Origin of the sequence: Geothrix sp. (genome assembly GCF_030219325.1) — a bacterium.
GTDB lineage: Bacteria > Acidobacteriota > Holophagae > Holophagales > Holophagaceae > Geothrix.
Genome location: NZ_CP126625.1, coordinates 2,766,847 through 2,792,679, shown reverse-complemented (window position 1 = coordinate 2,792,679; position 25,833 = coordinate 2,766,847). Strand labels below are relative to the sequence as shown.

Here is a 25,833-nt window from a genome sequence, read left to right as displayed (position 1 = left end):
GGGGAAGGACGATCAGCGTGCCAGGGTGATTTTCACGTCCGTGGTCGGGGGCATGGCCATGGGCATGCCCGGGACCTGGGACTGGATCGGTGGCGCAGGGGGGCCGCCGGACTCCCGGCCGCTGCCCTGGGCGATGGACATGCCCCGCTCCATGTTGGCCTTGGCCAGGTCGGAGGTGGCCATGACGCCCTCGAGGCGGAGCTTGAACTCGCCCACGTTGGTGGCGCGCAGGAGGGCCTCCTCCTCGGTGATGAGCCCCTGCTTGAGCAGGAAGTAGAGGCTCTGGTCGAAGGTTTGCATGCCGTACTGGGCGGTGCCGGAGGAGATGACGTCCTTCAGCATCTTGGTCTTGTCCTTGTCCTCGATGCAGGTGCGGACGGACTCGGTGGCCACCATGACCTCCACGGCCGGCACGCGGCCCTGGCCATCGGACCGGGGCACCAGGCGCTGGGAGATGACGCCCTTGAGGACCGCGGACAGCTGGAGGCGGATCTGCTTCTGGTGGTGGGGCGGGAAGACCGAGATGATGCGGTTGATGGTCTCCGTGGCGTCCAGGGTGTGCAGGGTGCTGAAGACCAGGTGGCCGGTCTCGGCGGCGTGGAGGGCCGTCTCGATGGTCTCCAGGTCGCGCATCTCGCCCACGAGGATGACATCCGGATCCTGGCGGAGGGCGGCACGCAGGGCCGAGGAGAAGGTCTTGCAGTCGGCCTCCACCTCGCGCTGGTTCACGATGCTGAGGTTGTCCCGGTGCAGGTACTCGATGGGGTCCTCGATGGTGAGGATGTGCTCGGTCCGGGTGGCGTTGATGAGGTCGATCATGGCCGCCAGGGTGGTGGACTTGCCCGAGCCGGTGGTGCCGGTCACCAGCACCAGGCCGCGCTGCTCCTGGCAGATGGTCTTCAGCACCTTGGGGAGCATCAGGTCGTCGATGGTGTAGATCTTCCGCGGGATGACGCGGAGCACCAGGCCCACCGTGCCGCGCTGGTTGAAGATGTTGCAGCGGAACCGGCCCAGGCTCGGCACCGAATAGGCGATGTCGATGTCGAAGTTCTCCTTGAACTTCCCCTTCTGCTTGTCGCTGGCCATGATCGCGTAGGCCATGGCGATGGTGTCCTCCTGCACCATCCGCTTGAACTGCGTCATGGGCGTCAGCTTGCCCCGGATGCGGGCGATGGGATGGTTGCCGACTTTCAAGTGAAGGTCGCTGGCACCCTGCTCGCAGACCACGGTGAGCAGTTCGTTGATGTGCATGGAGTTCTCCCGGGGAGGGTCCGCTTATCTTAGACCCCTGCCGCGACAATGGAAGAGGGTCCGATTAGTTCTCGGAAATGGTCGAACTCTCTGGTAAAATCGAGGGTTCTGCCCGGCCTTTGCCCGGCCCACCAGGAAGCCTGATGACCCCTCTCGAAAAGATCCGCAACCTTGCCATCATCGCCCACGTCGATCACGGCAAGACCACCCTCGTGGACGCCCTGTTCAAGGGCGCCCACATGTTCCGGGACAACCAGCGGGTCCAGGAACGGGCCATGGACAGCAACGACCAGGAGCGCGAGCGCGGCATCACCATTCTGGCCAAGACGACCTCCCTGCACTGGGGGGGCTACCGTTTCAACATCGTGGACACGCCCGGCCACGCCGACTTCGGCGGCGAGGTGGAGCGCGTGCTGAGCATGGTGGACTCTGTGCTGCTGGTGGTAGACGCCTTCGACGGGCCCATGCCCCAGACCAAGTTCGTCACCCGCAAGGCCCTGGCCCTGGGCCTGCGCCCCATCGTGGTCATCAACAAGGTCGACCGCCCCGGCGCCCGCCCTGTGTGGTCCCAGGACCAGGTCTTCGACCTGCTCATCGAGCTGGGTGCCACCGAAGAGCAGCTGGATTTCCCCTGCGTCTTCGCCAGCGCCAAGCTGGGCTACGCCATGCTGGACATGAACGATGCCAGCGAGACCCTGGATCCGCTTTTCGACACCATCGTCAAGCACTGCCCTCACCCCACCGGCAGCCCGGACGCGCCCCTGCAGATGCTGGTGACGCTCATGGACTGGAGCGACTTCGTGGGCCAGATCGGCATCGGCCGCATCGTGAACGGCCGCATCCACGTGGGCGACAGCGTGGCCCTCATCAAGCGTGACGGCACCATCCAGCAGCAGAAGATCACCCAGCTCTACGGCTTCGAGGGCCTCAGCCGCATCCAGCTCACCGAGGGCAGCGCCGGCGAGATCGTGGCGATTGCGGGCATCGAGGACATCCGCGTGGGCGAGACCATCGCCGATGCGACCAATCCGACCGCCCTGGAATACGTGGACATCGACGAGCCCACCATCTCCATGATGTTCATGGTGAACGCGGGCCCCTTCGCCGGCCAGGATGGCAAGTACATCCAGAGCCGCCGCATCCGCGAGCGCCTCCAGAAGGAGCTCCAGCACAACGTGGCGCTGCGCGTGGAAGATACGGACAGCCCCGATTCCTTCAAGGTGAGCGGCCGCGGTGAACTGCACCTTTCGGTGCTCATCGAGTCCATGCGCCGCGAGGGCTTCGAGCTCTGCGTGAGCCGCCCCGAGGTCATCCTCCACACCAACGAGAAGGGCGAGAAGCTCGAACCCTACGAGGACGTCACCATCGACATCCCCGAGGCCTACATGGGCGTGACCATGGAGCACATGGGCAACCGCAAGGCCGAGATGCAGGACATGGGCAATGAGGGTGGGCGCCTGCGCCTGCACTTCAAGATCCCCAGCCGCGGCCTCATCGGCTTCCGCAACGAGTTCATGACCGACACCCGCGGCGAAGGCATCATCCACAGCCTCTTCAGCCACTACGGCCCGCACAAGGGCGAGCTGACCAGCCGCAAGAACGGCGTGCTGATCAGCATGGACAACTGCGAGTCCGTGGGCTTCGCGCTGATGAACCTCGAGGAGCGCGGCGTCATCTTCATCCAGCCCGGCACCAAGTGCTACGAGGGCATGATCGTGGGCGAGCACGCCCGCGAGAACGACCTGGTGGTGAACGTGGCCAAGGCCAAGAAGCTGTCCAACATGCGATCCAGCGGCAGCGACGAGGCCACCCGCATCACCCCGCCCCGGGAGCACACCCTGGAGCAGGCCCTGGAGTACATCGAGCCCGACGAGCTGGTGGAAGTCACCCCGAACTTCATCCGCATGCGCAAGCGGGTGCTGGATACCAACGATCGGAAGAAGTCAGAAAAGCGGTCGGACAGTTGAGCCGGGCCCTGGGCATGTGCCTCTCCGTCTGGCTGAGCCCGGCGTCTTCGCATCCAGAGGATGCGAAGACGAAGTCCGAGAAGCGCGCGGACGCGTAAGCTCCAGGCCCATGCCCCAGCCCTACCACGCCCCGCCCCGCGCCAGCTTCTTCCAGAAGTTGGGGCCCGGCGGGGCTGCTTCGCTGGGGCTGGCGATCCTGACCACCCTGGGGCTCGGCGGGCTGCCCTGGCTGTACCGCCTGCGCCGGGTGCTCCAGGGCGCCCATGGAGATGAGCCCGCCCCCGCCGACGCGATCCTCGTCCTGGGCCGGCGGCTGGAGGGGGACCACCTCACCCCGGTCTTCGAGGCCCGCCTGGCCCAGGCCGAGGTCCTGTGGCGCCAGGGGCTCGCCCCCCGCGTCTATGTCGCCGGGGGCACCACGGGAACGGCGTCCCGCAGCGAGGCCGAGGCCGGAAGGGATTGGCTGGTGGCCCGGGGCCTGCCCGCCGGGGCCATCCACCTGGAAGATCGCAGCCAGCACACGCTGGAGAACCTGTTCAATGTCCGCTCCCACATGCGCGCGGAGGGTTGGCGGACCCTGGTGGTGGTCTCCGATCCCCTCCACCTCGCCCGGGCCAGGGCCACGGCCCTCGGACTGCAGCTGGAGGTGCGCTGCTGTCCGGCGCCAGAGGCCCCTCCGGTCCGAGGTTCGCTGGCCTGGTGGCGCCGGGCGGCCCTGGAGGGCTTCCTCCTGCACTGGTACCACACCGGGATGCTCTACAGCCGCCTGATCCAGAGCCGAAGCCAGCTCGAACGGGTCACCTGATCCGGGCAGGAGTTCATCCTGGGCGGGCCCGGGGCCGAAACGAGGGGGGCAGGCCACAGGGGAAGGCACGGGGGTAGGGTGGGGCTCCAGCGTTTGAAGAACCGGTACGCGAAGCGTTTCCAGCCCGGAAGCGGCTCCCTGGACCGTCTGGCAGAGGCCATGCGGGTGCTCAACCAGTCCGGCGGCGCGGGCGATCCCTTCTTCCTGGCCCGGTGCCTGGAGCTGTTGGCGGCCCACCTGGGGGCGGCCCAGACCACCCTCGTCATGCTGAACGGCGATGTGCCCGAGACCCGCTGGTGGCACCCGGAGCTGGAGGACGAAGAGCCCCCCGCGGCGGTGCCCTCCTTCTGCCAGTGGCTGCTGGAGAACCCCGAGCGGATCCTGGTGGTGAAGGACATGGATGAGGGTCCCCACGTGCCCTTCCTGGTGGACCGCGGGGCCATCCCGCACCGGGCGGCCCTGGGCTGCGCCCTGCGCCAGGGCGAGGGCGTGAAGGCCCTGCTCTTCGCCTACTTCGCCGAGCCCCGGGCCTTCCCCCGCGCCGAGTTCGCCCTGCTGGACGCGGTGGCGGGCTTCATGGGCCGCGTGGTGGAGATCGAGGACCTGAAGCTCTCCCTCCACCGCCTGGAGGAGTCCCTGGCCATCACCCGGGCCGTCATGGAGGACAGCTCCATCCGCGACTCGGAGACCGACCTGCCCAACCTCCGCTACCTGGAAGTCTGGCAGCGCGCCCTGCTGGGCTCGGACCAGCGGCCCGAGAGCCTGGTGGTGGCCGAGTTCCACCTGGGCCTGCGGGGCCGCAAGGATGCGGCCCGGCTGCTCAAGGCCGCCGAGGGCGTGCGGGCCGGGGACCTGGTGGTGCGGGCCGGGCCCGGCCGCTTCCTGGTCATCTTCCAGCGCACCCCCCGCAGCGTGGCCCACATCCTCCTGCTCCGGCTCCGCATGCAGCTGGGCGGCGTGCCCATGGGCGCCACCCTGTGGCTGCCCGGCCGCGAGGGTCAGGGCCTGGGCGCCTGCCAGCCCCGCCTGGACGCCGCCCTGGCCGAGAGCCGGGCCCTGGAGCCGCCGGTCCTCGTGTGGCACCTGCCCGAGGGCGCGCCCGAGGAGAAGCCCCCGGTCCGGAAGCCCACGCGGCGCCAGCCCTCCGAGCCCCAGCCCTGGCAGCCCATGCAGCTGCAGGCCCCCAAGATCCCCATCCAGGTCCCGGGCCAGGGGGCCTCCACGGCGGGCGGGCCTCCCACCGACGAGGACTGAGCCTGCCAGACTGGACGAACCATGACTGGCCACTTGATCCTCGTCCCCACCCCCATCGGCAACTTGGGCGATCTCACGGATCGCGCGAAGGAGGCCCTGGCCGGGGCCGACCTGGTGGCCTGCGAGGACACGCGGCGCACCGGCGGCCTGCTGAAGCACCTGGAGATCGACAAGCCCCTGCTGCGCTTCGACGACCACGCCAGCGCCGCCGCCTTCGAGCGCCTGGGCCTGGAGCTGGGTTCGGGCCGCACCGTGGCCTACTGCAGCGACGCGGGCATGCCCGGCATCAACGATCCGGGCTTCGAGATCGCCCGGGTGGCGCGCGCCGCGGGCGCCAAGGTCACGGTGCTGCCTGGGGCCTCCGCCGTGCTGCTGGCGGTGGTGGCCTCGGGCCTGCCCTGCCACGCCTTCAGCTTCTGGGGCTACCTGCCCAACCGCAGCGAGCCGCGGAAGACCATGCTGAAGAAGCTGGGCGCCGAGGAGGAGACGGTGGTGGTTTTCGAGACGCCCCACCGCATCCACGAGACGCTGTCGGACCTGGAGGAGCTGCTGCCGGGCCGGGAGATGGCCCTGGGCCGCGAGCTGACCAAGCTGCACGAGACCTGGTACCGCGGCACCCCCAGCCAGGTGAAGGCCCAACTGGGCCGCGAGGACCGCGGCGAGATGGTGCTGGTGCTGGCCGGGGCCAGCGCCAAGCGCGTGGTGACGGAGGTGGAGGCCGCCTTCCACGGCGCCCTGCCGGACTGGGCCAGGACTTACCTCGCCGCCGCCCGCGAAGGCGGCATGACCCTGCGCGAGGCCGTCAAGCCCCTGGCCAAGCACCTGGGCGTGCAGGCCTCCGAGCTGTACCGCATCGCGGCGGAGCTGTAACCGCGCTCAGCGCGCGGGTCCGGGCCGAGCGGGAGGGTCGGCGGCAGGCGATCAAGTCCGTCGTCTGGTGGGCCGATCGTCACTGGCGCAAGATCTTGTCCATCGATCTGCCCTTGGCAAGCTCGTCGATGAGCTTGTCGAGGTATCGGATCTTCTGGGTCATGGGGTCTTGAATGGCTTCCACGCGAACGCCGCAGACAAGGCCCGTGATGTGAGAGCTGTTCGGGTGGATCAAGGGGGCTTGGTCGAAAAAGGTCTGAAAGTCGATGTTGGCAGTCGTGTGTCGAGCCAGCTGTTCGCGCGTGTAGCCTGTCAACCAGCAGATGATGGTGTCGACTTCCTCCTTGGTCCTGTTCTTGCGCGCGGCTTTCTGCAGGTACAGGGGGTAGACCGTCGTGAACAGGAGCTTAGAGATCTCACGTGCGGGCATCGTAGCGTCTCCTGGGCTTGAAGGTTTCCGGACAGCCTGACGAAGGAAGCAAAGCGGCCCCGTCCGCGCCAAGGCGACGAGCGGAGCCGAGATGGCGGCATACTGAGAGAGAGCGGAAGGGCATGGATGCGGGTTCAAGATGAGCAGGAGGTTAGACGCCCGTGAATTGATCACTGGTGACAAAGTAGTGGCCACGTATTTTCACCACGCCAGCGTTGTTCAAGAAAAATGCGCAGGGCTTTGTCTCCTTGACTAGTCGGTGCATGTTCCGAACAAGCCATATACAGAAATTCCCAATCATATTTCCACAATTCAGGGTAATCGCTTAGACAAAGGCAGCCCGTTCCTGTGTGGCCATGTGTATGTTCTCGGGCCCGTGATTTTAAATTTTCATGTTCGCCTATATAAACTATGTAATTGGCTGATTCGGTGAGCGGTTGAATCGCCAACCCAACGGAGATCAAAAACGAGGCGTTTCTGATGCGGTTACCCAGGTTATAACGCTTTCCGGGCTTGGGCGGTGGTAATTTGGCAAGAACGGATACTGGCGTGTTTGTCTCTATGGCATACCATCCAGTGATGTTGGGAACGGGTACCCACCAATTCCGGTTTGTAAGTGACATCGGTACACGATGAAATTTATCCAGCGTTAAAGGTTGTACCAAAGTTTTATCATTCATGTGCCCTCATGGCATTTTTCATCAAATTGGGTTAAATAGTTATGGTTACTTGAGAGCTTTTATAATAACTTTATCAATAAATAATCCAATAACAAGACAGGCGAGTACGAAAATTATTACTGGTTGGAAGGAGAAATCTATAAATTTGGTGAATGTGGCAGGATAATCTCGCGGACACCATGTTGTGAAATCCTTATACCCACGTATGAGGCCAATCAGTAATCCGATCAAGGCACCAATGGCCGAAAATGAATAGCCAAATCCTGCTTGGGATTGAATTGAAGACTGTGTTTGATTTCCACAATTTTCACACCAAGAGGCAGAATCGCCGATCTTATTTCCGCATTTAGAGCAAAACATATTTATCCCTTTAGGTTGATTGCATGAATTTTTGGGGGAGTATTTCTAGTGAACGAGTTGTCTATATAAGTACAAAAGATTGCTGCGAATTGTTTGTTTCTTGGGTTGAACCATGCGTTGCTCCATGGAGGGCGCCTGACGAAAGCAGCTAAGCAGTCACGCCTGCACCGAGGCGACGAGAGGAACCGGGATGGCAAAATGTCAAGAGAGAGCGGAAGGCAGTGCAGGCGGGGCCCAGATTGAGCCGAGGGTCAGGCCACATGAGAGGGTTCACTTGAGCTTTCTAAATTTCGCAATATTGAGTCGCCCATCTACGTCGTGAGGACAGGCACCCTCTTTCCCCTTGATTGAATGTATTCCTGGTGTGATGAGGCCCATCAGATCGATAGATTGCAGCTCTTTCAAAAGGACGGAGCATTTAGTTGCGTCCTTTTTAAATGAAGTCACAAGTTCTCGCTTCGTGGCTGAGTCTAGACCTTTGAGCTTTGAATTGGCAGCTCCAAGACGAACCCCATTCTGGAAATCAGCTAGGCTCTCTTTGACGTAGACGATCAGCAGTTCCTGAACCCTTTTTGGGTCTTGTGAGACCGCATCAAGTGCAGCACGTTGGGCTGTGGACGGGGTGTAATCGTAGGCATCTGCATGAGCCCGAATGCAGCGAGAGTTATATCGCAGGGATTCCTCACGCGGACCGGCAATCGCCGACAAGGACGCGATTGCCCAAATGAGAATGGCTCGCATAGTTTGCTCCTTAGACTGCCAATCTGAAAGTGATACGACCTAACGAACAAGGCTAACCGGGTCCGACTTGAGCGGCGGGTTAGGCAGGCCCAGGCAAGACTAAGGGACATTGATTTCAATTCGCCTGTTTTGATCGAAGCGATACCATTTAAGCGATGGAGCGGTTACATCGATTGCTGAAAATTCTTTGGCCTGTACCAGGCTGAATTCAAAGCCATAGTCATCTGCAAGCTCTCCTGCTGGCCACATGTCTACCCAGTTTGGGAAGCTGTAATAGAACTTGTATGGACCAATCTTCAGTGTTGTGTGCCCAACCTGGAAAGACACCCGGCCGATTCCGACCAAGGATTTAGCGTGGACCTTTCCCTTCCCGACCAGGATATTGGATCTCGAGAAGGAGCCACTGCCATCCCCTTGGAAGGCTGATTCAAATTGTGCTGATCCCCAGCCCTTCTCCTGGTCGGGTTTGACAGCGGAGAACCTCAGGGCACCAAACTGATCCCCCTTCTTAATGAGCAGGATGACCCCTTCTGGTACAGAGATTTTCCAAGGGCCGACTATTGCCCTGACTTCTCCCTTGGATTGAAGGGGGACTAAGGCCAGAAGGACACTAAGAGTCAGGGTGGGAAACAAGGGGTTGCCTATCGACCAGAGTTGAGCGGAGGGTTAGGTCTCAGTGTCTATCTGGATGGATAATGTTTAATGGGTAGTTGCGACGAGCTTTGCGTATCTCGAGAGTGGTTTGGGATTGATAAATTTCATGGAGGGTTCTGTCATGAGGCTCGATGTGCACTGTCTTAAGTGATACCAGCCTGCCTTCTGAATAATCTTCAACTACGCGTAGAAAATTTTCATCGAGATCAAAGTACCCAGCTAATTGTTTTGCTGCAGCTTTCCCGTCCTCGATGGTGGCTGTTCCATCACTGAATCTCTGCAGGGATTCGACAACAATTTTTCCAAGTTTTTTTGTTAATTCGGGATTTTTCTGAAGAACCCGACCCACCTCTTTTGTAACCTCCTGAAGAGCGTCTGCGCTCATTCGACTTGAAGAGGAGGCCTTTGCATGGTCGAAGAACGGGAAGCGAGCCTTTCCACTTCCTTCGTGCATGCGTTTTTCAAGATGCAGTTCGCGCCACTTCACGCCCTGCCCATCTCCTGCTTGGTGGGTATCGAAGGCTATGTCCTGACCCTGGATTAATCGTTTCAATGTCGTCATCGGAGCTTCGTATGAGGCCTAACTTTGGATTAGACGAACCAAGGAGATTTGGAAGGACTTCATGCCGGAATTTCACGCGCATCCTCGCATGGGATAGGGGCATCATCAATACAAATTGACATCTACGGGAGGATCGCCGACCACGCAAATCGAGCCTTCCTGCAGCTCTCGCCGCTCCTCACTGGTCGAATTTCAATGGTTTCCCTCTGCCGTTGCGCCACGAAGGAACAAGGATCTTCTCGCAGGTGTGAAGCGGAGGGAACGCTGACAGGACCGGTCGCGCTGATGTCCGGTTCCGCGTCGATCTGCGTTCGTCTGTAACCATTCACCCGTCTTCTTCCCATCTGGGGTGGATTTTGCTGTATCTCCAACCCCCGATCGCCTGAAAGTAGTTGAGGTATGGCATCGTCGGATCCCCTCTCCCGGCTCCAGTGGCTGGTCTTCGCGCTGGTCGCGGCGGTGTTCACGACGGTGTACATCCCCCAGCCGGTGCTGCCGGTGCTGCGGCAGCAGTTCGGGGTGGGCGAGGGGGCGGCGTCGCTGACGGTATCGGCGGTGGTGCTGGGCATCGCCCTGGCGAACCTGCCCTTCGGGGCCCTGGCGGACCGCCTGCCCATCCGGCCCATCCTGCTCACGGGCGGGCTGGTCATCGCGGCGGCGGGGCTGGCTTCGGCCCTGGCGCCCACCCTGCCACTGCTGGTGGCGGCCCGCTTCGTCCAGGGGCTCTTCATCCCCGCGCTCACCACCTGCCTGGTGGCCTACCTGGCGCGGGTGATGCCCGCCGAGCGCCTGAACGTGGTGATGGGTTCCTATGTCTCGGCCACGGTGGTGGGCGGGCTCTCGGGCCGGCTCATCGGCGGCTTCATCCTGCCCGCGGCGCACTGGCGCTGGGCCTTCTTCGCCGCGGCGGCCCTGCTGCTGGCCGCGACCCTGGCCGCCCATGCGGGTCTGCCCCGGGAGGCGGAGCGCGGCCACGCCACCCGCGAGACCACCCGCTTCCGGGACGTGCTGTTCCGCCACGACCTGTTCCGCCTCTACTGCGTGGGGGCCGGCGCCTTCTTCGTGTTCTCGTCCGTGTTCAACTACATGCCCTTCTACCTGCATGGCGAGCCCTTCCACTGGTCCACCCGGGCCGTGACGCTGCTCTACCTGTCCTACATCGTGGGCGTGGTGGTCGGGCCCCTGGCGGGCCGGCTCAGCAACCGCGTGGGCAACGGCACGGCCATGGTGCTGGGGGCCCTGGTGTTCGGGACGGGGCTGGCGGTGACGCTCATCCCCCGGGGCTGGGCGATGGCCCTGGCCCTGGGCCTGGTCTGCGCGGGCTTCTTCACCCTGCACGCCTCGGCGGCAGGCGCCCTGAACCGCAAGCTCAGCGCGGGACGCGGCCGGGCCAACGCCTTCTACGTGCTCTTCTACTACCTGGGCGGCGCCGCCGGCATCACCCTCAGCGGCCACGCCTACCAGACCGGAGGCTGGCAGGGCGTGGTGGCCCTGGCCGGCCTCGCCCTGCTGGTGCCCCTGAGCACCGGGGCCATGGAGATGCGGGCGGGGCGGCGCGCCTGACTACCGCCCCTCACCGGACGAGGCGCCGGCCAGCTCTTCGGCGGCGCGGGCGAGGTAGCTCTCCAGCAGGCCCGGCACCTGGCCGGGGGTGAGCGGTCCATGCACCTCGTCGCCGATCATCACCACGGGGGCGAGGCCGCAGGTGCCGACGCAGCGGGTGCTCTCGAGGCTGAAGACGCCGTCCTTGCTGGTCTCGCCGAAGCGGATGCCCAGCTCGTCGGTGAGCTTCTGCGCCAGCTTCTCCGCGCCCTTCACGTAGCAGGCGGTGCCCAGGCAGACGTTGATGAGGTACTTGCCCCGGGGCTGGAGCCGGAAGTAGTGGTAGAAGGTGGCCACCCCCGTGACCTTGGCCAGGGGGATGTGCATGAGCTGGGCGACGGCCTCGAGGTGGCCGGGCCCCAGGTGGCCGAAGTGGGCCTGCACCATGTGGAGCGTGGCGATGAGCATGCTCTCGCTGCGTTCCTGCTGCAGGTTCGCATCGATGAAGGCGAGGACGTCCTCGGGCAGCATGGCGCGGTAGCCGCGCTCCAGCTCGGGCCAGTTGTCGTGGGTGGCGTGGCAGCAGGCGCTCATCGGATCCCCCGGGGGGTGCGGGCGGTGTAGTGCGTGTGGAGCAGCTCGTGGGACTTGGGCCCCAGGGGCTCGCCGAGGAAGTCGGCGTAGAGCTTCTGGATGTCGGGATTGTCGTGGCTGCAGCGCAGCGTCTTGGCCGAGTCGATGCTGTAGAGCGCCTTGGCGCGGGCCGCGGCCAGGCTGCGGTTCAGGGTGTAGCTGCCGATGGGCGGGTAGGGCTGGCCACCGCCGCAGATGCAGCCGCCGGGGCAGGCCATGATCTCGATCAGGTGGTAGTCCTTCTCGCCGCGCTTCACCGCATCCAGCAGGAGCTTGGCGTTCTGGAGGCCGTTGGCCACGGCCACGTTCAGGGTCTTCCCGGCCAGGGTGACGCTGGTCTCGCGGATCTCGCCGGTGACGCCGCGGACCTCGGTGAGCTCGAGGTTGCCGAGGTTCTTCCCGGTCAGCTTGAAGGCCGCCGTGCGCAGGGCCGCCTCCATGACGCCGCCCGTGGCGCCGAAGATGTCGCCGGCGCCAGAGGAGGTGCCCAGCGGGTGGTCGAAGTCGCTGTCCGGCAGGCGGTGGAAGTCGATGCCGTAGGACTTGATCATCTGCGCCAGCTCGCGGGTGGTGATGACCGCATCCGTGGTGGGCCTGCCGTCGAGCTGGTGCTCGGGCCGGGCGGCCTCGAACTTCTTGGCCACGCAGGGCATGACGGACACCACGTAGATGTCCTTGGGATCGAGCCCCTTCTGCTGGGCGTAGTAGGTCTTGATGAGGGTGGACTGCATCTGCATCGGGCTCTTGCAGCTCGACATGTGCGGAATCATCTCCGGATAGAACTTCTCCAGGAAGCTGACCCAGCCGGGGCTGCAGGAGGTGAGCAGGGGCAGGGGGCCGCCGCCCTCCAGCCGCTTCAGCAGCTCGTGGGCCTCTTCCATGATGGTGAGGTCGGCGCTGAAGTTGACGTCGAAAATGGCGTCGAAGCCCATGCGGCGCAGGGCCGTGACCATCTTCCCCGTGACGGGCGTGCCCATGGGCAGGCCGAAGGCCTCGCCCAGAGCGGCGCGGATCGCCGGGGCCGTGGTCACCACCACGTGCTTCTCCGTGCGGCGGTAGCTGAGGGCCTTCCAGACCCGCTCGGTGTGGTCCTGCTCCAGGAAGGCGGCCGTGGGGCAGACGCTCACGCACTGGCCGCACTGGATGCAGGCGCTCTCGTCCATGGGGGCCAGGTTGGCCGGCCCCACCACGGTGGTGAAGCCACGGCCGTGCTGGCTGAGGTTGAACACGCCCTGCACCTCGCCGCAGACGCGGATGCAGCGCCCGCAGAGAATGCACTTCTCGGCATTGCGGACGACGGAGGCCCCGGCGTCATCGATGGGGAACTGCTTGCGCTTCCCCTCGAAGAGCCGTTCGCGGACGCCCATGCGGTACGAGAGGTTCTGCAGCTCGCAGTTGCCGTCGCGGTCGCAGGTCTGGCAGTCCTTGGGATGGTTGTCCAGCAGGAGCTCCACGATGTCGCGGCGGGCCTGGCGGATCATGGGGCTGTTGGTCTGGACCTCCATGCCCTCCCAGGCCGTGGTGGCGCAGGAGGCCAGGCCGTGGTCGAAGCCCTCCACCGCCACCACGCAGACCCGGCAGTTGCCCTCGAGGCTGAGATCCGGGTGGTAGCAGAGGCGGGGAATGTGGACGCCGATCTTCTCGGCCGCATCCATCACCGTGGTGCCCGCGGGCACGAGGATGGATTCGCCGTCGATCTTGAGGCTGATCATCTGGGACATGGCGAACTCCTACACCCGGTCGATGGCGGCGAACTTGCAGACGTCGAAGCAGTTCCCGCACTTGATGCAGGCGGCCTGGTCGATGACGTGGGCCTCCTTGCGGTTGCCGGTGATGCATTCCACCGGGCAGTTGCGGTCGCAGATGGTGCAGCCGATGCACTTCTCCGCATTGATCTCGTAGCGGATCAGGGCCACGCACTTCTTCGCCGGGCAGTGCTTGTCCACGATGTGGGCCAGGAACTCCTCGCGGAAGTGCTTGAGGCTGGAGAGCACCGGATTCGGTGCGGCGCGGCCCAGGCCGCAGAGGCTGGTGCGCTGGCAGAGCCGCGACAGGCGGTGCAGCTTGTCCAGGTCCTCCACGACGCCCTTGCCCTGGGTGATGCGTTCGAGGATCTCCAGGATGCGGGTGGTGCCCTCGCGGCAGGGCGTGCACTTGCCGCAGCTCTCCTCCTGGCTGAAGGCCATGTAGAACTTGGCGATGTCGACCATGCAGTCGTCCTCGCTGAGGACGATCATGCCGCCCGAGCCCATGATGGAGCCCGCCTTCTGCAGGGGCTCGAAGTCCACTTCCATGTCCTGCATGGAGGCCGGGATGAAGCCGCCCGCGGGACCGCCGGTCTGGATGGCCTTGAGCTGCTTGCCGCCCGATACCCCGCCGCCGATGTCGTTCACCACGCGGGAGAGGGTGGTGCCCAGCGGCACCTCCACCAGGCCCGTGTGCTTCACCTTGCCGGCCAGGGCGAAGACCTTGGTGCCGCCGCTCTTCTCGGTGCCGATGCGGGCGTACCAGTCGCCGCTGTAGCGCAGGATGGCGGAGACGTTGGCGAAGGTCTCCACGTTGTTGATGCAGGTGGGGTGGCCCCAGAGACCGCGGTCCGTGGGGTAGGGCGGGCGCACCTTGGGCTGGCCCCGCTCGCCCTCGATGGAGCGGATGAGGGCCGTCTCCTCGCCGCAGACGAAGGCGCCGGCGCCCAGGCGGATCTCCAGGTCGAAGCCGAAGCCCGAGCCCATGATGTCCTGGCCCAGCAGGCCGTTCGCCCGGCAGGTGTCGATGGCATGCTGGATGCGCTTGATGGCCAGCGGGTACTCGGCCCGGATGTAGAAGAAGCCCTTCTGCGCGCCGATGGCGTAGCCGCCGATGATCATGCCCTCGACGATGTTGAAGGGATCGCTCTCGAGCATGGAGCGGTCCATGAAGGCGCCGGGATCGCCCTCGTCGCCGTTGCAGATGATGAAGCGCGTGGTGTCCGCCTGCTTGCGGGCCAGGGTCCACTTGGTGCCCGTGAGGAAGCCGCCGCCGCCGCGACCCCGCAGCCGCGCCTTGGTCAGCTCGGAGATCACCCAGTCGGGGTCGCGCCGGGCCAGCACCTCGCTGAGGGCCTTGAACCCGTCGAAGCCGATGTACTCATCGAGGCTGTCGGGATCCACCACGCCCGCGTTCCGCAGGGCGATGCGGCTCTGGCGGTTGAAGAAGGCCACGTCGCCGTAGCGCTCCAGGAACTCGAGGGCGATGGGCTCCTCCTGCACCCGCAGCCGTTCCACCACCCGGCCTTCCAGCACGTGGAGGTCCAGGAGGGCCGTCAGATCCTCCTCGCTGGCGACGCGGTAGAGCACCTTCTCGGGCCGTGCCAGGACGTAGGTGGCAGGGGAGCCGCCGGACAGGCTGCAGCCGCCGAAGCAGCTGGCCGCCGCCACGTGGACGCGGTGGGGCTCGATGCCCCGGGCCTCCAGCATGGCCATGAAGCGGTCCCGCAGGCCCGGCCCCGGCCCCTGGCAGCGGGAGCCTTCGCAGAAGAGGAACTCCCGCTCGGGCAGCACCTCGGTGCTGTGGTCGAGGACGTGCTTCATCACGGCCACCCCGCCCTGCACGTGCTCGGTGAAGATGCGGTGCACGAGGTCCCGGTTCACGCGTTCGTACTTCACGGGGATCTGGCCGGGCACCTGGATGCCGACGATGGGCTCCCGCGAGCAGCGGCCCGTGCAGCCCGTGCGGTGGATGACGACGTCCTTGCGGCCCGACGCCCGGATGTGCCGCAGGAACTCCTCGGCCACGGCCTGCGATCCGGCGGCGTGTTCGCAGGTGGCCGAGCCCACCTGGATCAGGATCTTGTTCCCGAGGTCCCGCTCAGCCAGGGTCTGGCCGACGCGGTCCGCCATGGACCGGTAGAAATCGCGCACGGGAAGAGACATGGAATCTCCTGCCACCCGGCATCACCCGGATGGATTCAAGGGCATCCCGGAGGCGGCTCAGGGGGAGGATTCGCCGCGCGCCGGGGCACCAGCTGCACGAGAATTCTGTCCATTGATGACCGATCGGTCAGTGATGGAAATCACATGGAACAGAATCTTTACACAGTGTCCTAATTCGCCCTCCAGGTCCTTTGGCAATCGTGCGGCCGAGGGCGTGGAGACGTCCTTCCAGACAGCCCTGGCAGGTCGCGGGCGTTTCGCCGAGGCAGGCCTTCCCGGGATAGATTTCGTACAGGGCCCGGAAGGGCAGCGGCGTGACGTTGGGCATCACCACGTTCGCGCCGCGCATGAGACCGAGCTCGCGGCCCTGGGCGCGATCCAGGGTGGCCAGGGCCGTGGTGCTCGGAATGTTCGCATCGGGGCACACGAGGCGCGTCAGGGCCACGGCCTTGAGGGTGGTCAGCTCGTCGTTGGGCACCTGGTCTTCCGGCGCGGCGAGGAAGGTCTCGGCCGCAGGCCCGCCCAGGGGCGTGCGCGGGCTGGGGAGGAAGGGGCCCACGCCGATCATGTCCATGTCGTACTCGCGGAAGCGGAGGATGTCCGCCGCCAGCGTGTCCCAGGTCTGGCCGGGGATGCCCACCATGACGCCGGTGCCGATCTCGTAGCCCATGTCGCGCATGCGCTCCAGCTGCGCGAAGCGGTCGCTGGGGATGCCGGGCAGGTCGGGATGGATGCGCCGGTAGAGGGCGGGGTCGCTGGTCTCGAAGCGCAGCAGGTAGCGGTCTGCGCCGGCGGACTTCCAGGCCCGCAGGTCCTCGTCGCTGCGCTCGCCCAGGGAGAGGGTGACGGCCAGGGGCGTCTCCTGCTTGATGACGCGGACCACGCCGGCGATGAAGGCCTGGCCCAGGCCGGGATCCTCGCCGCCCTGGAGCACCACGCTGCCGTAGCCGAGCCGCACGGCCTCGTGGGCGCAGGCGAGGATCTCGCCGGCCTCCATGCGGTACCGGTCCAGCCCGGTGGAGGGGGCCCGCAGCCCGCAGTAGAGGCAGTGACGGACGCAGTGGCTTGAGACTTCGACGAGGCCCCGGAGGTGGACCGCGTCCCCCACGTGGGCGCGGCGGACGCGATCCGCCTCCGACCAGAGGGCCTGGAGACGCTCCGGATCCAGTTCCAGCAGCCAGTCCCTGAGGCCGGCGTGGTCCAGGCGGAAGCGTCCGGGTTCAGGGCTGGAGGGCATGCAGCGCGTCCTGGACTTCGGGGAAGGGGCGGAGGGCCCGGTGGAGGATGCCCAGGGAATGGGCGATGGCGAGCCCGTAGTTGGTGATGGGCACGCCGGCGGATTCGCAGCGGTGTGTGCGGGACAGCATCTCGCGGCGGTTGCCCATGCAGTTGCCGCAGTGCACCACCAGCTTGTAGGGCGACAGATCCGTGGGGAACTCCCGGCCCTGGACGGTGTCGAACTGCAGCGGGCCGCCCACCTTCTGGTTCAGCCAGCGGGGCAGCTTCACGCGGCCGATGTCCTCCTCGGTGGGATGGTGGGTGCAGCCCTCGGCCACGAGCACCCTGTCGCCTTCCCGCAGGTCTTCGATGGCCAGGGTGCCGCGCACCTGGGCCGCCAGGTCGCCCTGGAACCGGCTCATGAGGATGCTGAAGGAGGTCATGGGCACCGAGTCGGGGACATCCATGGCCACGGACTGGAAGGCCTGGGAGTCCGTGACCACCAGGGCCGGCAGGCGCTTCAGGGCGAACAGGGCGCGGGACAGCTCCCGGGCCTGCACGACCAGGGCGAGGCCCGCGCCATCCAGCACGTCGCGCACGGCCATCACCTGGGGCAGGATCAGGCGGCCCTTCGGGGCGGAGCTGTCGATGGGCATGACCAGCACGGCGACCTCGCCTGGCGGCACCAGGTCCGCCAGCAGGTGGCGGGAGTCGAAATGGCCCTCGGGGGCGGCGCGCAGGAGGGCCTCGCGCAGGCTGTCGAGGCCCTGCCCGCGGAGGGCGGAGACGGGCACCACGGGGGTGTCCCCGAGGTCGGGCAGGGTCTTCGAGAAGCGCAGGTCGGACTTGTTGAGGGCCACCACCGTGGGGGTGCTCCGGGCCTTCAGGTCCGCCAGGAGCTCCGCCTCGAAGGCGCCCCACTGGCCGCGCTCGGCCACGAGGATGGCGAGGTCCACGCGGTCCAGGGCGGCCCGGGAGCGGCCGCTGCGCGCCTCGCCCAGGGTGCCTTCATCATCGAGCCCGGCGGTGTCCACGAAGAGCACGGGGCCCAGGGGCAGCAGCTCCATGGGCTTCTCCACGGGATCCGTGGTGGTGCCCGGCTGGGGCGAGACGATGGACACCTGCTGGCGGGTCAGGGCGTTCAGCAGGGAGGACTTCCCCGCGTTGCGGCGGCCGAAGAGGCCGATGTGGAGGCGGAGGTTCCGCGGGGCGGGTCTCATCTCAGCAGAACACATCGCGTTCTCCTTCCTTCACGCGGGCCACCATGCCCTCGGCCTGGGCGCGGGCCTGGCCATCCAGGTCGTCCAGGCTGTCCGCCAGCAGCCGTGCCGCCACGAGCCGGGTGGCGGGGCTGGCATGGTCCTCCATGTACTCCTGGAGGGTGGCGAGGGCATTGGGGTGGCAGTGGGCCTTGATCTCGCCGGGCTTGGCCAGATCCATGAAATCGGACCCGGTGCGGCCCATGCGGTAGCAGCTGGTGCAGAAACTGGGGATGAAGCCCATCTGCGCCAGGTCGCGCACAACCTCGTCGAGGTCCCGGTGGTCCCCCAGGGAGAACTGGGCGCCGCCCTCGAGGGCGTCCTCCTCGTAGCCGCCGGGGTTGGTCCGGCTGCCGGCGCTGATCTGGCTGATGCCCAGCTGCAGGGCTTCCCGGCGCGCCTCGGGCCGCTCCCGGGTGCTGAGGATCAGACCCGTGTAGGGCACGGCCAGGCGCAGGATGGCGATGAGCTTGCGGAAGTCGGCGTCGCTGACCGCGAAGGGCGGCGCCTCGCTGGTGCTGGAGCCCTCGGCGGGCTCGATGCGGGGCACGCTGATGGTGTGGGGCCCGCAGCCGAAGCGCTCCTCGAGGTGGCGGGCGTGGTGCATGATGGCCAGCAGCTCGAAGCGCCAGTCGTGGAGGCCGAAGAGGGCGCCGATGCCCACGTCGTCGATGCCCGCCTGCATGGCCCGGTCCATGCAGCCCAGGCGCCAGTCGAAGTCCGCCTTGAGGCCCCTGGGGTGCATCCGCGCGTAGGTCTCCCGGTGGTAGGTCTCCTGGAAGAGCTGGTAGGTGCCGATTTCCGTCTCCTTCAGGCGGCGGAAATCCGCGACCTCCAGGGGGGCGATGTTCACGTTCACGCGGCGGATGTTCTCGTCGCCGTGGCGCACGGCGTACACCGTCCGGATGGCCGACAGGATGTAGTCGAGACCCTCCTTGGGGTAGGCCTCCCCGGCCACCAGCACCAGGCGCTTGTGCCCCTGGGCGAGCAGATGGCCCACCTCCGCGGCGATCTCCTCCTGCTGCAGGGCCCGCCTCGGGAGCTCCCGGTTCGAGGCGCGGAATGCGCAGTAGAGGCATTCGTTTCCGCAGAGGTTCGACACGTAGAGCGGCGCGAACATCACGATGCGGTTGCCGTAGATCTGATCCTTCACCCATTTGGCCGCATCGAAGAGCTCCAGCAGCAGCCTGGGATCCCGGAGCGCCATGAGGGGCGGGAGGTCCCCGTCCGCCAGCCCCTTCATCTCGCGGGCCTTGGCCAGCAGCTCACGGATGCGGACGGGGTCCTCGGCCGGCGCCGAGTCCAGCGCCGATTGGATGGACGCTTCAGCCAGGGGGAAGGATTCTGAGGGCCCGCGCATCGAAAGAACCTCCACGGGGGAGTGGTGCGCATAAAAAATAACCCATGGGTAATCTAAGGACCACCCCCATCCTCCGGGCCTTGGTCACAACTCCACGGACCGCCTTCGCGGCCCCAGGGTGTACCACCCGATGGTGCCGAGGATCACCAGGCCGCCCACCAGGGCCCAGGCAGAGGGCCGTTCGCCGATGCCGAGGAACACCCAGACCGGGTTGAGCACCGCCTCCAGCGTGCCCGTCACCACGGCCACCGTGGCCGAGAGGCGCTTCATGCCGGCACTGAAGAAGAGGTAGGCGATGCCGATCTGGAAGACGCCCAGGTAGAGCAGAATGCCCAGCTGCGGCAGCGACGGATGGAAATCCCTGAGCGCCAGGGGGGCGCAGACCAGGGCCACCAGGAGGTTGCCGAGGATGATGGCCGCCACGGGGTCGGCCTTCGGATGACCGCTCTTCTGCAGCTTCAGCGTCAGGGAGAAGAGCGCCAGGCAGACGCCGGAAGCGACTCCGAGGAGGTTGCCGGCCAGCGTGCCCGCGCCGAGCCGCCCCACGAAGAACAGGCCCATGGCGGAGAAACAGACCACCACGGCCACCAGATCCCGCCGCTGCAGGGGCCGGCGGGTCACCCAGGGCTCCAGGAACACCAGGTAGATGGGCGCGGAGAACTGCAGGAAGATCGCGTTGGCCGCCGTGGTGAGCTTGGTGGCGGCCACGAAGAGGATCAGGAGGGCGGCGTAGGCCACGGCGCAGCCCAGGGCCAGCCCATCGGGCCTGGGGAAGGGGTGGCCTCCCCTCAAGCGCACCACCGCGGCGATGGTGAGGGCCGCCACGAGGCTGCGGGCGAAGGCGATCTGCAGGGCGCCCAGGGGCAGCACCTTGATGAAGAGGCCGCTGGAACTCCAGAGCAGGGCGGCCAGGGCCACCAGGGCCACGCCTCGGGTCGTCTCGGCGGATCGGTTCATCGTCCCATTGGAGCATGGAGCGATCACGCGGCTCGCGTCGCGATGGTCCTGGCGCCGGCCGCCTCAGCGGGGGGCCGGCCCCGGGGATCGGCTCGCGAACCACTCCACGACGGCCCGCCAGCCCAGGAACTGGACGGGGCGCTCGAGGGCGATGAGGGCCCAGCATTCCCCCCCGGGATCCGCCGTGGGGCCGTGGAGGTGGCCGGGATGATGCTCGATCCAGTCGCCCGCCCGCAGATGGGCCGGGCCATCCTGCATGGCGCCGCACAGCACCAGGGCCCGCTCGACGCCCCGGTGGTTGTGGAAGGGCGTGGTGCGGCCTCCCGGCAGGCAGGCCAGGCTGAGGCTGGCCCCGGTGGAATCCTCCTGGAGGATGGCCACCTTCGCTCCGCCCAGGCCGTGGCGGATCCAGCGCCACTGCGTATCCGGGGGCAGGTGGGGCCGGAGGGCCTCCAGGGGGCGCTCGGCCAGGGAGATGGCCAGGTCCCCGCCCCGGGTCTCGCGGCAGGGTTCGCAGTGACCGAGGTGGACCCGCAGCAGCAGCGTGTGGAGGGGGTCCCCGCCGGATTCCAGGGCGGACCAGGCTTCAGGCTCGGGGTGGTGCTGGGGTCCCCGGGGGACGCGCCCCTCGCGCAGGGCTGCCAGGGCGCCGGCCAGGGCCCGCTCGCACAGGGCGTGGGTGTCCTCGCCCCAGGCCCGTCGCAGCAGGGCCGGCGTCCGCTCGAAGGATGCGAGGAAGGTCTGGCAGGGCGGGCAGAGCGCCAGGTGGAGCTTCAGCCCGAGCCAGTCCAGGGGGCCCAGGGCGCCCTCCTCGTAGGCGGTGAGCAGGCTCGTGACCCGCTCGCAGGAAGGGACCAGGAAGGTCATCGTCCCTCCTGGGGCGGGGCGAACTGGGTAGGGGCGAACTCGGGCAGCAGGGCGCGCAGCGCCAGGCGGGCCCGGTGCACGCGCTGCCGCACCAGCTCACGGGTGATGCCCAGGTGCCGGGCGATCTCGTCGGTGTTCCAACCCTCGAGGTCCCGGAGGACGAAGACCGCGCGCTGATCGTCGGAGAGGCGATCCAGGCCCGACCGGACCCTGGCCTTCAGCTCTTCCTGTTCGACCTTCATCAGCGCCTCCGCGTCCTCGCTCCAGTCGAGGATCGTGTCCACGTTCATGTGATGCCCCTCGTCCCCGAAACGTGGCATCAGATCCTCGATGGCATCCTCCCGGCGCCGGACGCGCTTGCGGCGGGCCATGAGGGCCTGGTTCACGCAGATCCGGTAGGCCCAGGTGCTGAACTTGCTGGCGCCGTGGAAGCCCGGCAGCTCCCGGTGGAGGGTCAGGAGTGCATCCTGCAGCGCGTCCTGGCTCTCGGCCTCGTTCCCCAGGATCCGGTCGATCACGCGGAAGAGCATGCCCAGGTGGGGCCGCACCAGGGCCTCGAAGGCCACGGGGTCGCCTTGGGCGGCGGCCTGGACGAGGGCGGCCTCGGGGCGCGGGTCCCGGGCCGGCGCGGGCTCAGGCATCCGGGGGCCTGGGGATGCGGGGCAGGCGCACCGTGAAGGCCGAGCCGAGGCCGGGGCCGCGGCTGGAGGCGCGCACATCGCCCCCGTGGCGGGTGACGATCTCCTTCACGAGGAAGAGGCCCAGGCCCGTGCCGGCCACCTGGCGGGTCATCTCGTCGCCCACCCGGAAGAAGCGGTGGAAGACCCGGGGCAGGTCCTTGGCGGCCAGGCCGTGGCCGAGGTCGCTGACCACGATGAGGACGTCGTCGCCATCGCCGTCCAGGGTGACCGTGGTCTGGCGGGGCTCCGCCGCGTACTTGAAGGCGTTGGAGAGCAGGTTCTCGATCACGGTGCCCAGGGCCTTGGGGTCGGCGTTGGCCCAGAGCGGCTCCGACCCGAATTCCAGGCTGAGGCCCAGGGCGCCCGCCCCCAGCCGCTGGTCCATGGCCTCGCAGACGCCACGCAGCCAGGGGGCCAGCTCGAGGGGGGCTTGGTGGAGGACGAGGCTGCCGGATTCGGCCCGGGCCACGTCCAGCAGGTTGCCCACCAGCTCGTTCAGCCGCTCGATGTCCTTCTCCATGAGGCCGCGGATCCGCAGCCGCTGCTCATCGGGCAGGGTGCGGGTGAAGAGGGTTTCGGTCCAGACCCGCAGCGAGGCGATGGGGGTCTTGAGCTCGTGGGTCACCGCCGAGGTGAAGTTCCGCTGGCGCAGCTTGAGGTCCAGCTCCTCGGCCAGCTTGCGGTAGAGCAGCACGAAGCCGAGGAGCACGGCCACCACCATGAAGGCGCCTTCGGAGGCGGCCCGGAAGACCGAGTGCCAGCGCTGGTTGCGCAGCTCGATCATGGGTTCGGGCCGCAGGGCCAGGAAGGCCGAGCCGTCGAGCAGGGCCAAGTCGTCCGGCGACGTGCGGGAAGGCACCACCACGACGTGGGGGTACACCCGGTGGATGGCCTCCCGGCGCCGCTCCAGGCTGGGCAGGGCGGGCAGACGGCCCTCTACGGCCCCGGCCCGGGAGGAGGGATCGGGTCGCGCATGCATGAAGGCCAGGAGGCTGAGGCTGTCCATCTGCCAGGCCTCGGCCCGGCTGGCGTTGAGCGCCTGGGCGCGGGCCTGGAGCAGGCGCCCGGATTCCCGGATCTGCACGTTGATCCACCAGCCCACCTGGATGCAGAGCACCAGGGAGACGGCCAGGAAGATGATCCGCTGGAGCGAGAAGGTGGGGGCGCGGTTCGCCATGTCCCTATCTTGGGGCAAACAGGCTTATTCCGGCGACGCGAGAGGCCCCTTGGCAGCGGGGGTGCGCCGGGCCATCCTGGAGTCCATGCCCAATTCGAACCAGTCCTCGGGCCCCAAGCCGACTCAGCCCCCCGCGAAGACCAGCTCCGGTCCCAAGCCTGTGGCCGCGGTGCAGCCCCAGCGTCCCCAGGGGGCGGAGATGCTGGCCGAGCTCATGCAGGCCCAGCGGCAGCTCACGCAGGCCATGCACGAGGCCCGGGAGCTGAGGGCCAAGCTGGGTCGCCGCTCCCACCAGATGCAGGTGCTCCAGCAGGTGTCCGAGATCCTGGCCGCCACCTCCAAGGGCGGACAGGTGGTCAGCGTGGTCCTCGACGTGCTGGCCCAGGAGTTCCACTGCCAGCGGGCCGTGGTCTGGACCCTGGAGGACGGCGGCGTCGGCTACGTCCCCAAGGAGGGCACGGGCCTCACGCGGGCGGAGTGGTCCACGCTGCGGCTGCCCGCCCCCAACCCCTTTCCGGGGACGCCCCTGGTGCTCTTCCAGAGCCAGTGGCTGGACCCCTCCTGCGATGGGACCACCCTTGGCGCCTTGCGTGGAACGGACGGCGCCCAGCTGTTCTTCATCCCCTTCGAGCACCAGCTGCTGCTGCTGGGGTTCGCCATCCTGGCCCTGCCGGCGGATCGGCACTGGGAGGAGGAGGATCTTGATTCCATCACCATCCTCCAGCGCCAGGCGGCCATCTCCCTCTACAACGCCTGGCTCTTCCGCGACCTGTCCGAGCAGCGGGACGCGCTGCAGCGGCAGGCCCTGGAGCTGGAGCGCGTCAACGATGCCCTGCGGGAGGCCGACCAGCTGAAGAGCGAGTTCCTGGCCCTCACCAGCCACGAGCTCCGCACCCCGCTGACCGGCATCCTCGGCTTCACGCGCCTGGTGATGGACGGCCTCTACGACGACGCGGAGGAGATGCGGTCCATGCTCCAGGACAGCTACACCTCCGGCCAGCACCTGCTGGGCCTGCTGAACGACATCCTGGACCTGGCCAAGATCGAATCCGGCAAGCTCGAGGTCCATCCCGAGCCCTTCAGCCTCCCCATCCTGCTGGAGGAGGTGAGGCCCATTGCCGAGGCCTATCCCCGCCGCCCCAACGTCGAGCTGTTCTGGCCCGACCTCGACGACTTCCCCGACGTGGTGGTGGATCCGAGCCGCCTGAAGCAGGTGCTGCTCAACCTCCTCTCCAACGCGCTCAAGTTCACCAAGGAAGGCAGCGTCGCCGTGCAGGTGGAGCGCCATCCCGGCCACATCGCCCTGCTGGTGGTGGACACGGGCATCGGCGTGAGCCATGAGGCCCAGGCCCGGCTCTTCCAGAAGTTCGCCCAGGCCGAGGGCGGCCACAGCCGTGAATTCGGAGGCACCGGGCTGGGCCTGGTCATCTGCAAGCACCTCATGGAGATGATGGGCGGGACCATCGGCCTGGCCAGCGATGGCCTCGGCAGGGGCAGCACCCTGCGGATCACGATGCCCATCGCCTGAGGCGGGGGAGGCGGATCACGAAGCTGGCTGGCCGGCCCCGGGCTTGGACGCATCAGCCTTGAGCATGTCGTCCAGGACCGTGCGGAAGGCGTCGAGGGAGTCTCCGCCCATGATGACCCGGGTCGCCCGCAGGATGGTCCCGTCCTCGCTCAGCATCCCGATGAGGAAGGCCGGCGTCCCCCGGAGCCGCAGGCGGGCGGCGCCCATCGCGCTGCGGTTGATGGCGTCGAGGTGGCGGTCGCTGGCGACGCAGGCGTTGAACTGGGCCCCGTCCAGGCCCAGGGACTCGGCGAACCGCGCCAGGCCCGGTGCGTCGAAGGGGCGCTGGTCCTTGAAGAGGAGGTCATGGGCCTCCCAGAACCTGTCCTGGTCGCCCGCACAGCGCGCGACCCTGGCCTTGAACAGGGCGTTCAGGTGGTCCTGGCCCGGCATGTCCCGGAAGAAGTACTTCACCTTGCCGCCCTGGATGTAGAGGTGGTCGAGCAGCGGGTAGACCTCGGTGGCGTACTTCGCACAGTAGGAGCAGTCGAAGTCCGAGTACTCCAGGATGGCCACCCGGGCGAGGGCGCTCCCCTTGAACGGCTCACCGCCGACATTCAAGGTGATCAGGTCCTGGGGCTTCGGGATGGCCGGGGATTCCATCCTCGCGGGCTGCGCCTTCAGCAGGGCCTTGAGCTCATCCAGATCCCTCTGCAGTTTCTCCTGGCCTTCCCGCAGGGCATCGATCTGGGACTGCAGGGGAGGTGCCGCTGGTTTCCGCCGGGGCGGGGCGGCCTGCTGAGCCTGCAGGCCCGGAACCTGGGCGGCGAAGGCGAGGAGGGCGGCGAGTCCGGGGCTGAGGCGACGGGGCATCGGAAGTCCTTTCGGCGCTTGATGGATGCACTGGTGGGGGGCGATGGGAAAGGATAGCCTACCCATTTGCATGGGTTTATTGATTCCAAATTAAAGTTTTATGAAAAAATGATATTGGTAAATGACGAATTGGTTGACATTAACAAAAATTAACATGTTGTGAGATTCGATTCTGCGACCTAGACTCCTGTCCAGACGTTCTTTCAGCCAGTTCATGAAGGCCTCGGCCTTGGCCGCAACCGCCGGATGACCACGATCCCGCGCGACCAGACGAG

General features: G+C 66.7%; 23 protein-coding genes. 6 read left to right on the top strand and 17 right to left on the bottom strand.

Annotated features, from left to right (window positions below):
- Positions 1-12 precede the first annotated feature (12 nt).
- Positions 13-1,251 carry a type IV pilus twitching motility protein PilT gene (locus QOZ81_RS12455; RefSeq protein WP_291205946.1) on the bottom strand — a complete coding sequence of 413 codons (1,239 nt, stop codon included), beginning with the start codon at positions 1,249-1,251 and terminating at the stop codon, positions 13-15.
- Between the two features lie 143 nt (positions 1,252-1,394).
- Between QOZ81_RS12455 and typA the strand changes: the two genes are divergently transcribed.
- The 4 genes from typA (at position 1,395) to rsmI (ending at position 6,147) form a co-directional block, all read left to right on the top strand.
- The gene (typA, locus tag QOZ81_RS12450; RefSeq protein WP_291205949.1) at positions 1,395-3,218 is read left to right on the top strand and encodes a translational GTPase TypA; all 1,824 of its coding nucleotides are present in this window, start codon (positions 1,395-1,397) and stop codon (positions 3,216-3,218) included.
- 109 nt (positions 3,219-3,327) lie between these two features.
- Positions 3,328-4,023 carry a YdcF family protein gene (locus tag QOZ81_RS12445; RefSeq protein WP_291205952.1) on the top strand — a complete coding sequence of 232 codons (696 nt, stop codon included), beginning with the start codon at positions 3,328-3,330 and terminating at the stop codon, positions 4,021-4,023.
- A gap of 78 nt (positions 4,024-4,101) precedes the next feature.
- Complete coding sequence (locus tag QOZ81_RS12440) at positions 4,102-5,277, top strand: hypothetical protein (protein WP_291205955.1); 1,176 nt, start codon at positions 4,102-4,104, stop codon at positions 5,275-5,277.
- A gap of 21 nt (positions 5,278-5,298) precedes the next feature.
- Positions 5,299-6,147 carry a 16S rRNA (cytidine(1402)-2'-O)-methyltransferase gene (gene rsmI / locus QOZ81_RS12435; protein ID WP_291205958.1) on the top strand — a complete coding sequence of 283 codons (849 nt, stop codon included), beginning with the start codon at positions 5,299-5,301 and terminating at the stop codon, positions 6,145-6,147.
- Positions 6,148-6,226: 79 nt separating this feature from the next.
- Here the strand turns inward: rsmI and QOZ81_RS12430 are convergent, their stop codons facing one another.
- From QOZ81_RS12430 to QOZ81_RS12410, 5 genes are all read right to left on the bottom strand, one after another.
- The gene (locus QOZ81_RS12430; protein WP_291205960.1) at positions 6,227-6,577 is read right to left on the bottom strand and encodes a DUF2200 domain-containing protein; all 351 of its coding nucleotides are present in this window, start codon (positions 6,575-6,577) and stop codon (positions 6,227-6,229) included.
- A gap of 170 nt (positions 6,578-6,747) precedes the next feature.
- Positions 6,748-7,257, bottom strand: coding sequence for a hypothetical protein (locus tag QOZ81_RS12425; RefSeq protein WP_291205962.1), 510 nt, complete (start codon positions 7,255-7,257; stop codon positions 6,748-6,750).
- Between the two features lie 630 nt (positions 7,258-7,887).
- Complete coding sequence (locus QOZ81_RS12420) at positions 7,888-8,358, bottom strand: hypothetical protein (RefSeq protein ID WP_291205965.1); 471 nt, start codon at positions 8,356-8,358, stop codon at positions 7,888-7,890.
- Between the two features lie 99 nt (positions 8,359-8,457).
- Positions 8,458-8,991 carry a hypothetical protein gene (locus QOZ81_RS12415; protein WP_291205967.1) on the bottom strand — a complete coding sequence of 178 codons (534 nt, stop codon included), beginning with the start codon at positions 8,989-8,991 and terminating at the stop codon, positions 8,458-8,460.
- A 40-nt stretch (positions 8,992-9,031) separates the two neighbouring features.
- Positions 9,032-9,574, bottom strand: coding sequence for a hypothetical protein (locus QOZ81_RS12410; RefSeq protein WP_291205970.1), 543 nt, complete (start codon positions 9,572-9,574; stop codon positions 9,032-9,034).
- 399 nt (positions 9,575-9,973) lie between these two features.
- Here QOZ81_RS12410 and QOZ81_RS12405 point away from each other — a divergent pair, with 399 nt between their 5' ends.
- On the top strand, positions 9,974-11,137 hold the full coding sequence (locus tag QOZ81_RS12405; protein ID WP_291205972.1) for an MFS transporter: 1,164 nt from the start codon (positions 9,974-9,976) through the stop codon (positions 11,135-11,137).
- Here QOZ81_RS12405 and nuoE read toward each other — a convergent pair whose 3' ends face one another.
- From nuoE to QOZ81_RS12355, 10 genes are all read right to left on the bottom strand, one after another.
- Positions 11,138-11,710, bottom strand: coding sequence for an NADH-quinone oxidoreductase subunit NuoE (gene nuoE, locus QOZ81_RS12400; RefSeq protein ID WP_291205975.1), 573 nt, complete (start codon positions 11,708-11,710; stop codon positions 11,138-11,140).
- Entirely contained in the window at positions 11,707-13,470 is a 1,764-nt protein-coding gene (locus QOZ81_RS12395; protein WP_291205978.1) for an NADH-dependent [FeFe] hydrogenase, group A6, read from the bottom strand. The genes nuoE and QOZ81_RS12395 overlap by 4 nt, the downstream gene beginning before the upstream one ends.
- 9 nt (positions 13,471-13,479) lie before the next feature.
- Positions 13,480-15,660, bottom strand: coding sequence for an NADH-ubiquinone oxidoreductase-F iron-sulfur binding region domain-containing protein (locus QOZ81_RS12390; RefSeq protein ID WP_291205981.1), 2,181 nt, complete (start codon positions 15,658-15,660; stop codon positions 13,480-13,482).
- 127 nt (positions 15,661-15,787) lie between these two features.
- A complete protein-coding gene (gene hydE / locus QOZ81_RS12385; protein WP_291205984.1) occupies positions 15,788-16,897 on the bottom strand; it encodes a [FeFe] hydrogenase H-cluster radical SAM maturase HydE in 1,110 nt (369 codons plus the stop codon).
- Complete coding sequence (gene hydF, locus QOZ81_RS12380; protein WP_291205987.1) at positions 16,881-18,098, bottom strand: [FeFe] hydrogenase H-cluster maturation GTPase HydF; 1,218 nt, start codon at positions 18,096-18,098, stop codon at positions 16,881-16,883. Before hydF ends, hydE begins: the two co-directional genes overlap by 17 nt.
- A 1-nt stretch (position 18,099) precedes the next feature.
- Complete coding sequence (gene hydG, locus QOZ81_RS12375) at positions 18,100-19,497, bottom strand: [FeFe] hydrogenase H-cluster radical SAM maturase HydG (RefSeq protein WP_291205990.1); 1,398 nt, start codon at positions 19,495-19,497, stop codon at positions 18,100-18,102.
- 84 nt (positions 19,498-19,581) lie between these two features.
- Positions 19,582-20,454: a DMT family transporter gene (locus tag QOZ81_RS12370; protein WP_291205993.1), complete on the bottom strand. Its 873-nt coding sequence runs from the start codon at positions 20,452-20,454 to the stop codon at positions 19,582-19,584.
- A 63-nt stretch (positions 20,455-20,517) separates the two neighbouring features.
- Positions 20,518-21,321 (bottom strand): cupin domain-containing protein, encoded by an 804-nt coding sequence (locus QOZ81_RS12365; protein WP_291205996.1) that lies wholly within the window; start codon positions 21,319-21,321, stop codon positions 20,518-20,520.
- Positions 21,318-21,962, bottom strand: a complete 645-nt coding sequence (locus tag QOZ81_RS12360; RefSeq protein WP_291205999.1) for an RNA polymerase sigma factor — start codon at positions 21,960-21,962, stop codon at positions 21,318-21,320. Before QOZ81_RS12360 ends, QOZ81_RS12365 begins: the two co-directional genes overlap by 4 nt.
- Complete coding sequence (locus QOZ81_RS12355; protein ID WP_291206002.1) at positions 21,955-23,178, bottom strand: sensor histidine kinase; 1,224 nt, start codon at positions 23,176-23,178, stop codon at positions 21,955-21,957. Before QOZ81_RS12355 ends, QOZ81_RS12360 begins: the two co-directional genes overlap by 8 nt.
- 85 nt (positions 23,179-23,263) lie before the next feature.
- Here QOZ81_RS12355 and QOZ81_RS12350 point away from each other — a divergent pair, with 85 nt between their 5' ends.
- Entirely contained in the window at positions 23,264-24,706 is a 1,443-nt protein-coding gene (locus QOZ81_RS12350) for a sensor histidine kinase (protein WP_291206005.1), read from the top strand.
- Positions 24,707-24,721: 15 nt separating this feature from the next.
- Here the strand turns inward: QOZ81_RS12350 and QOZ81_RS12345 are convergent, their stop codons facing one another.
- The gene (locus QOZ81_RS12345) at positions 24,722-25,558 is read right to left on the bottom strand and encodes a DsbA family protein (RefSeq protein WP_291206008.1); all 837 of its coding nucleotides are present in this window, start codon (positions 25,556-25,558) and stop codon (positions 24,722-24,724) included.
- Positions 25,559-25,833 lie beyond the last annotated feature (275 nt).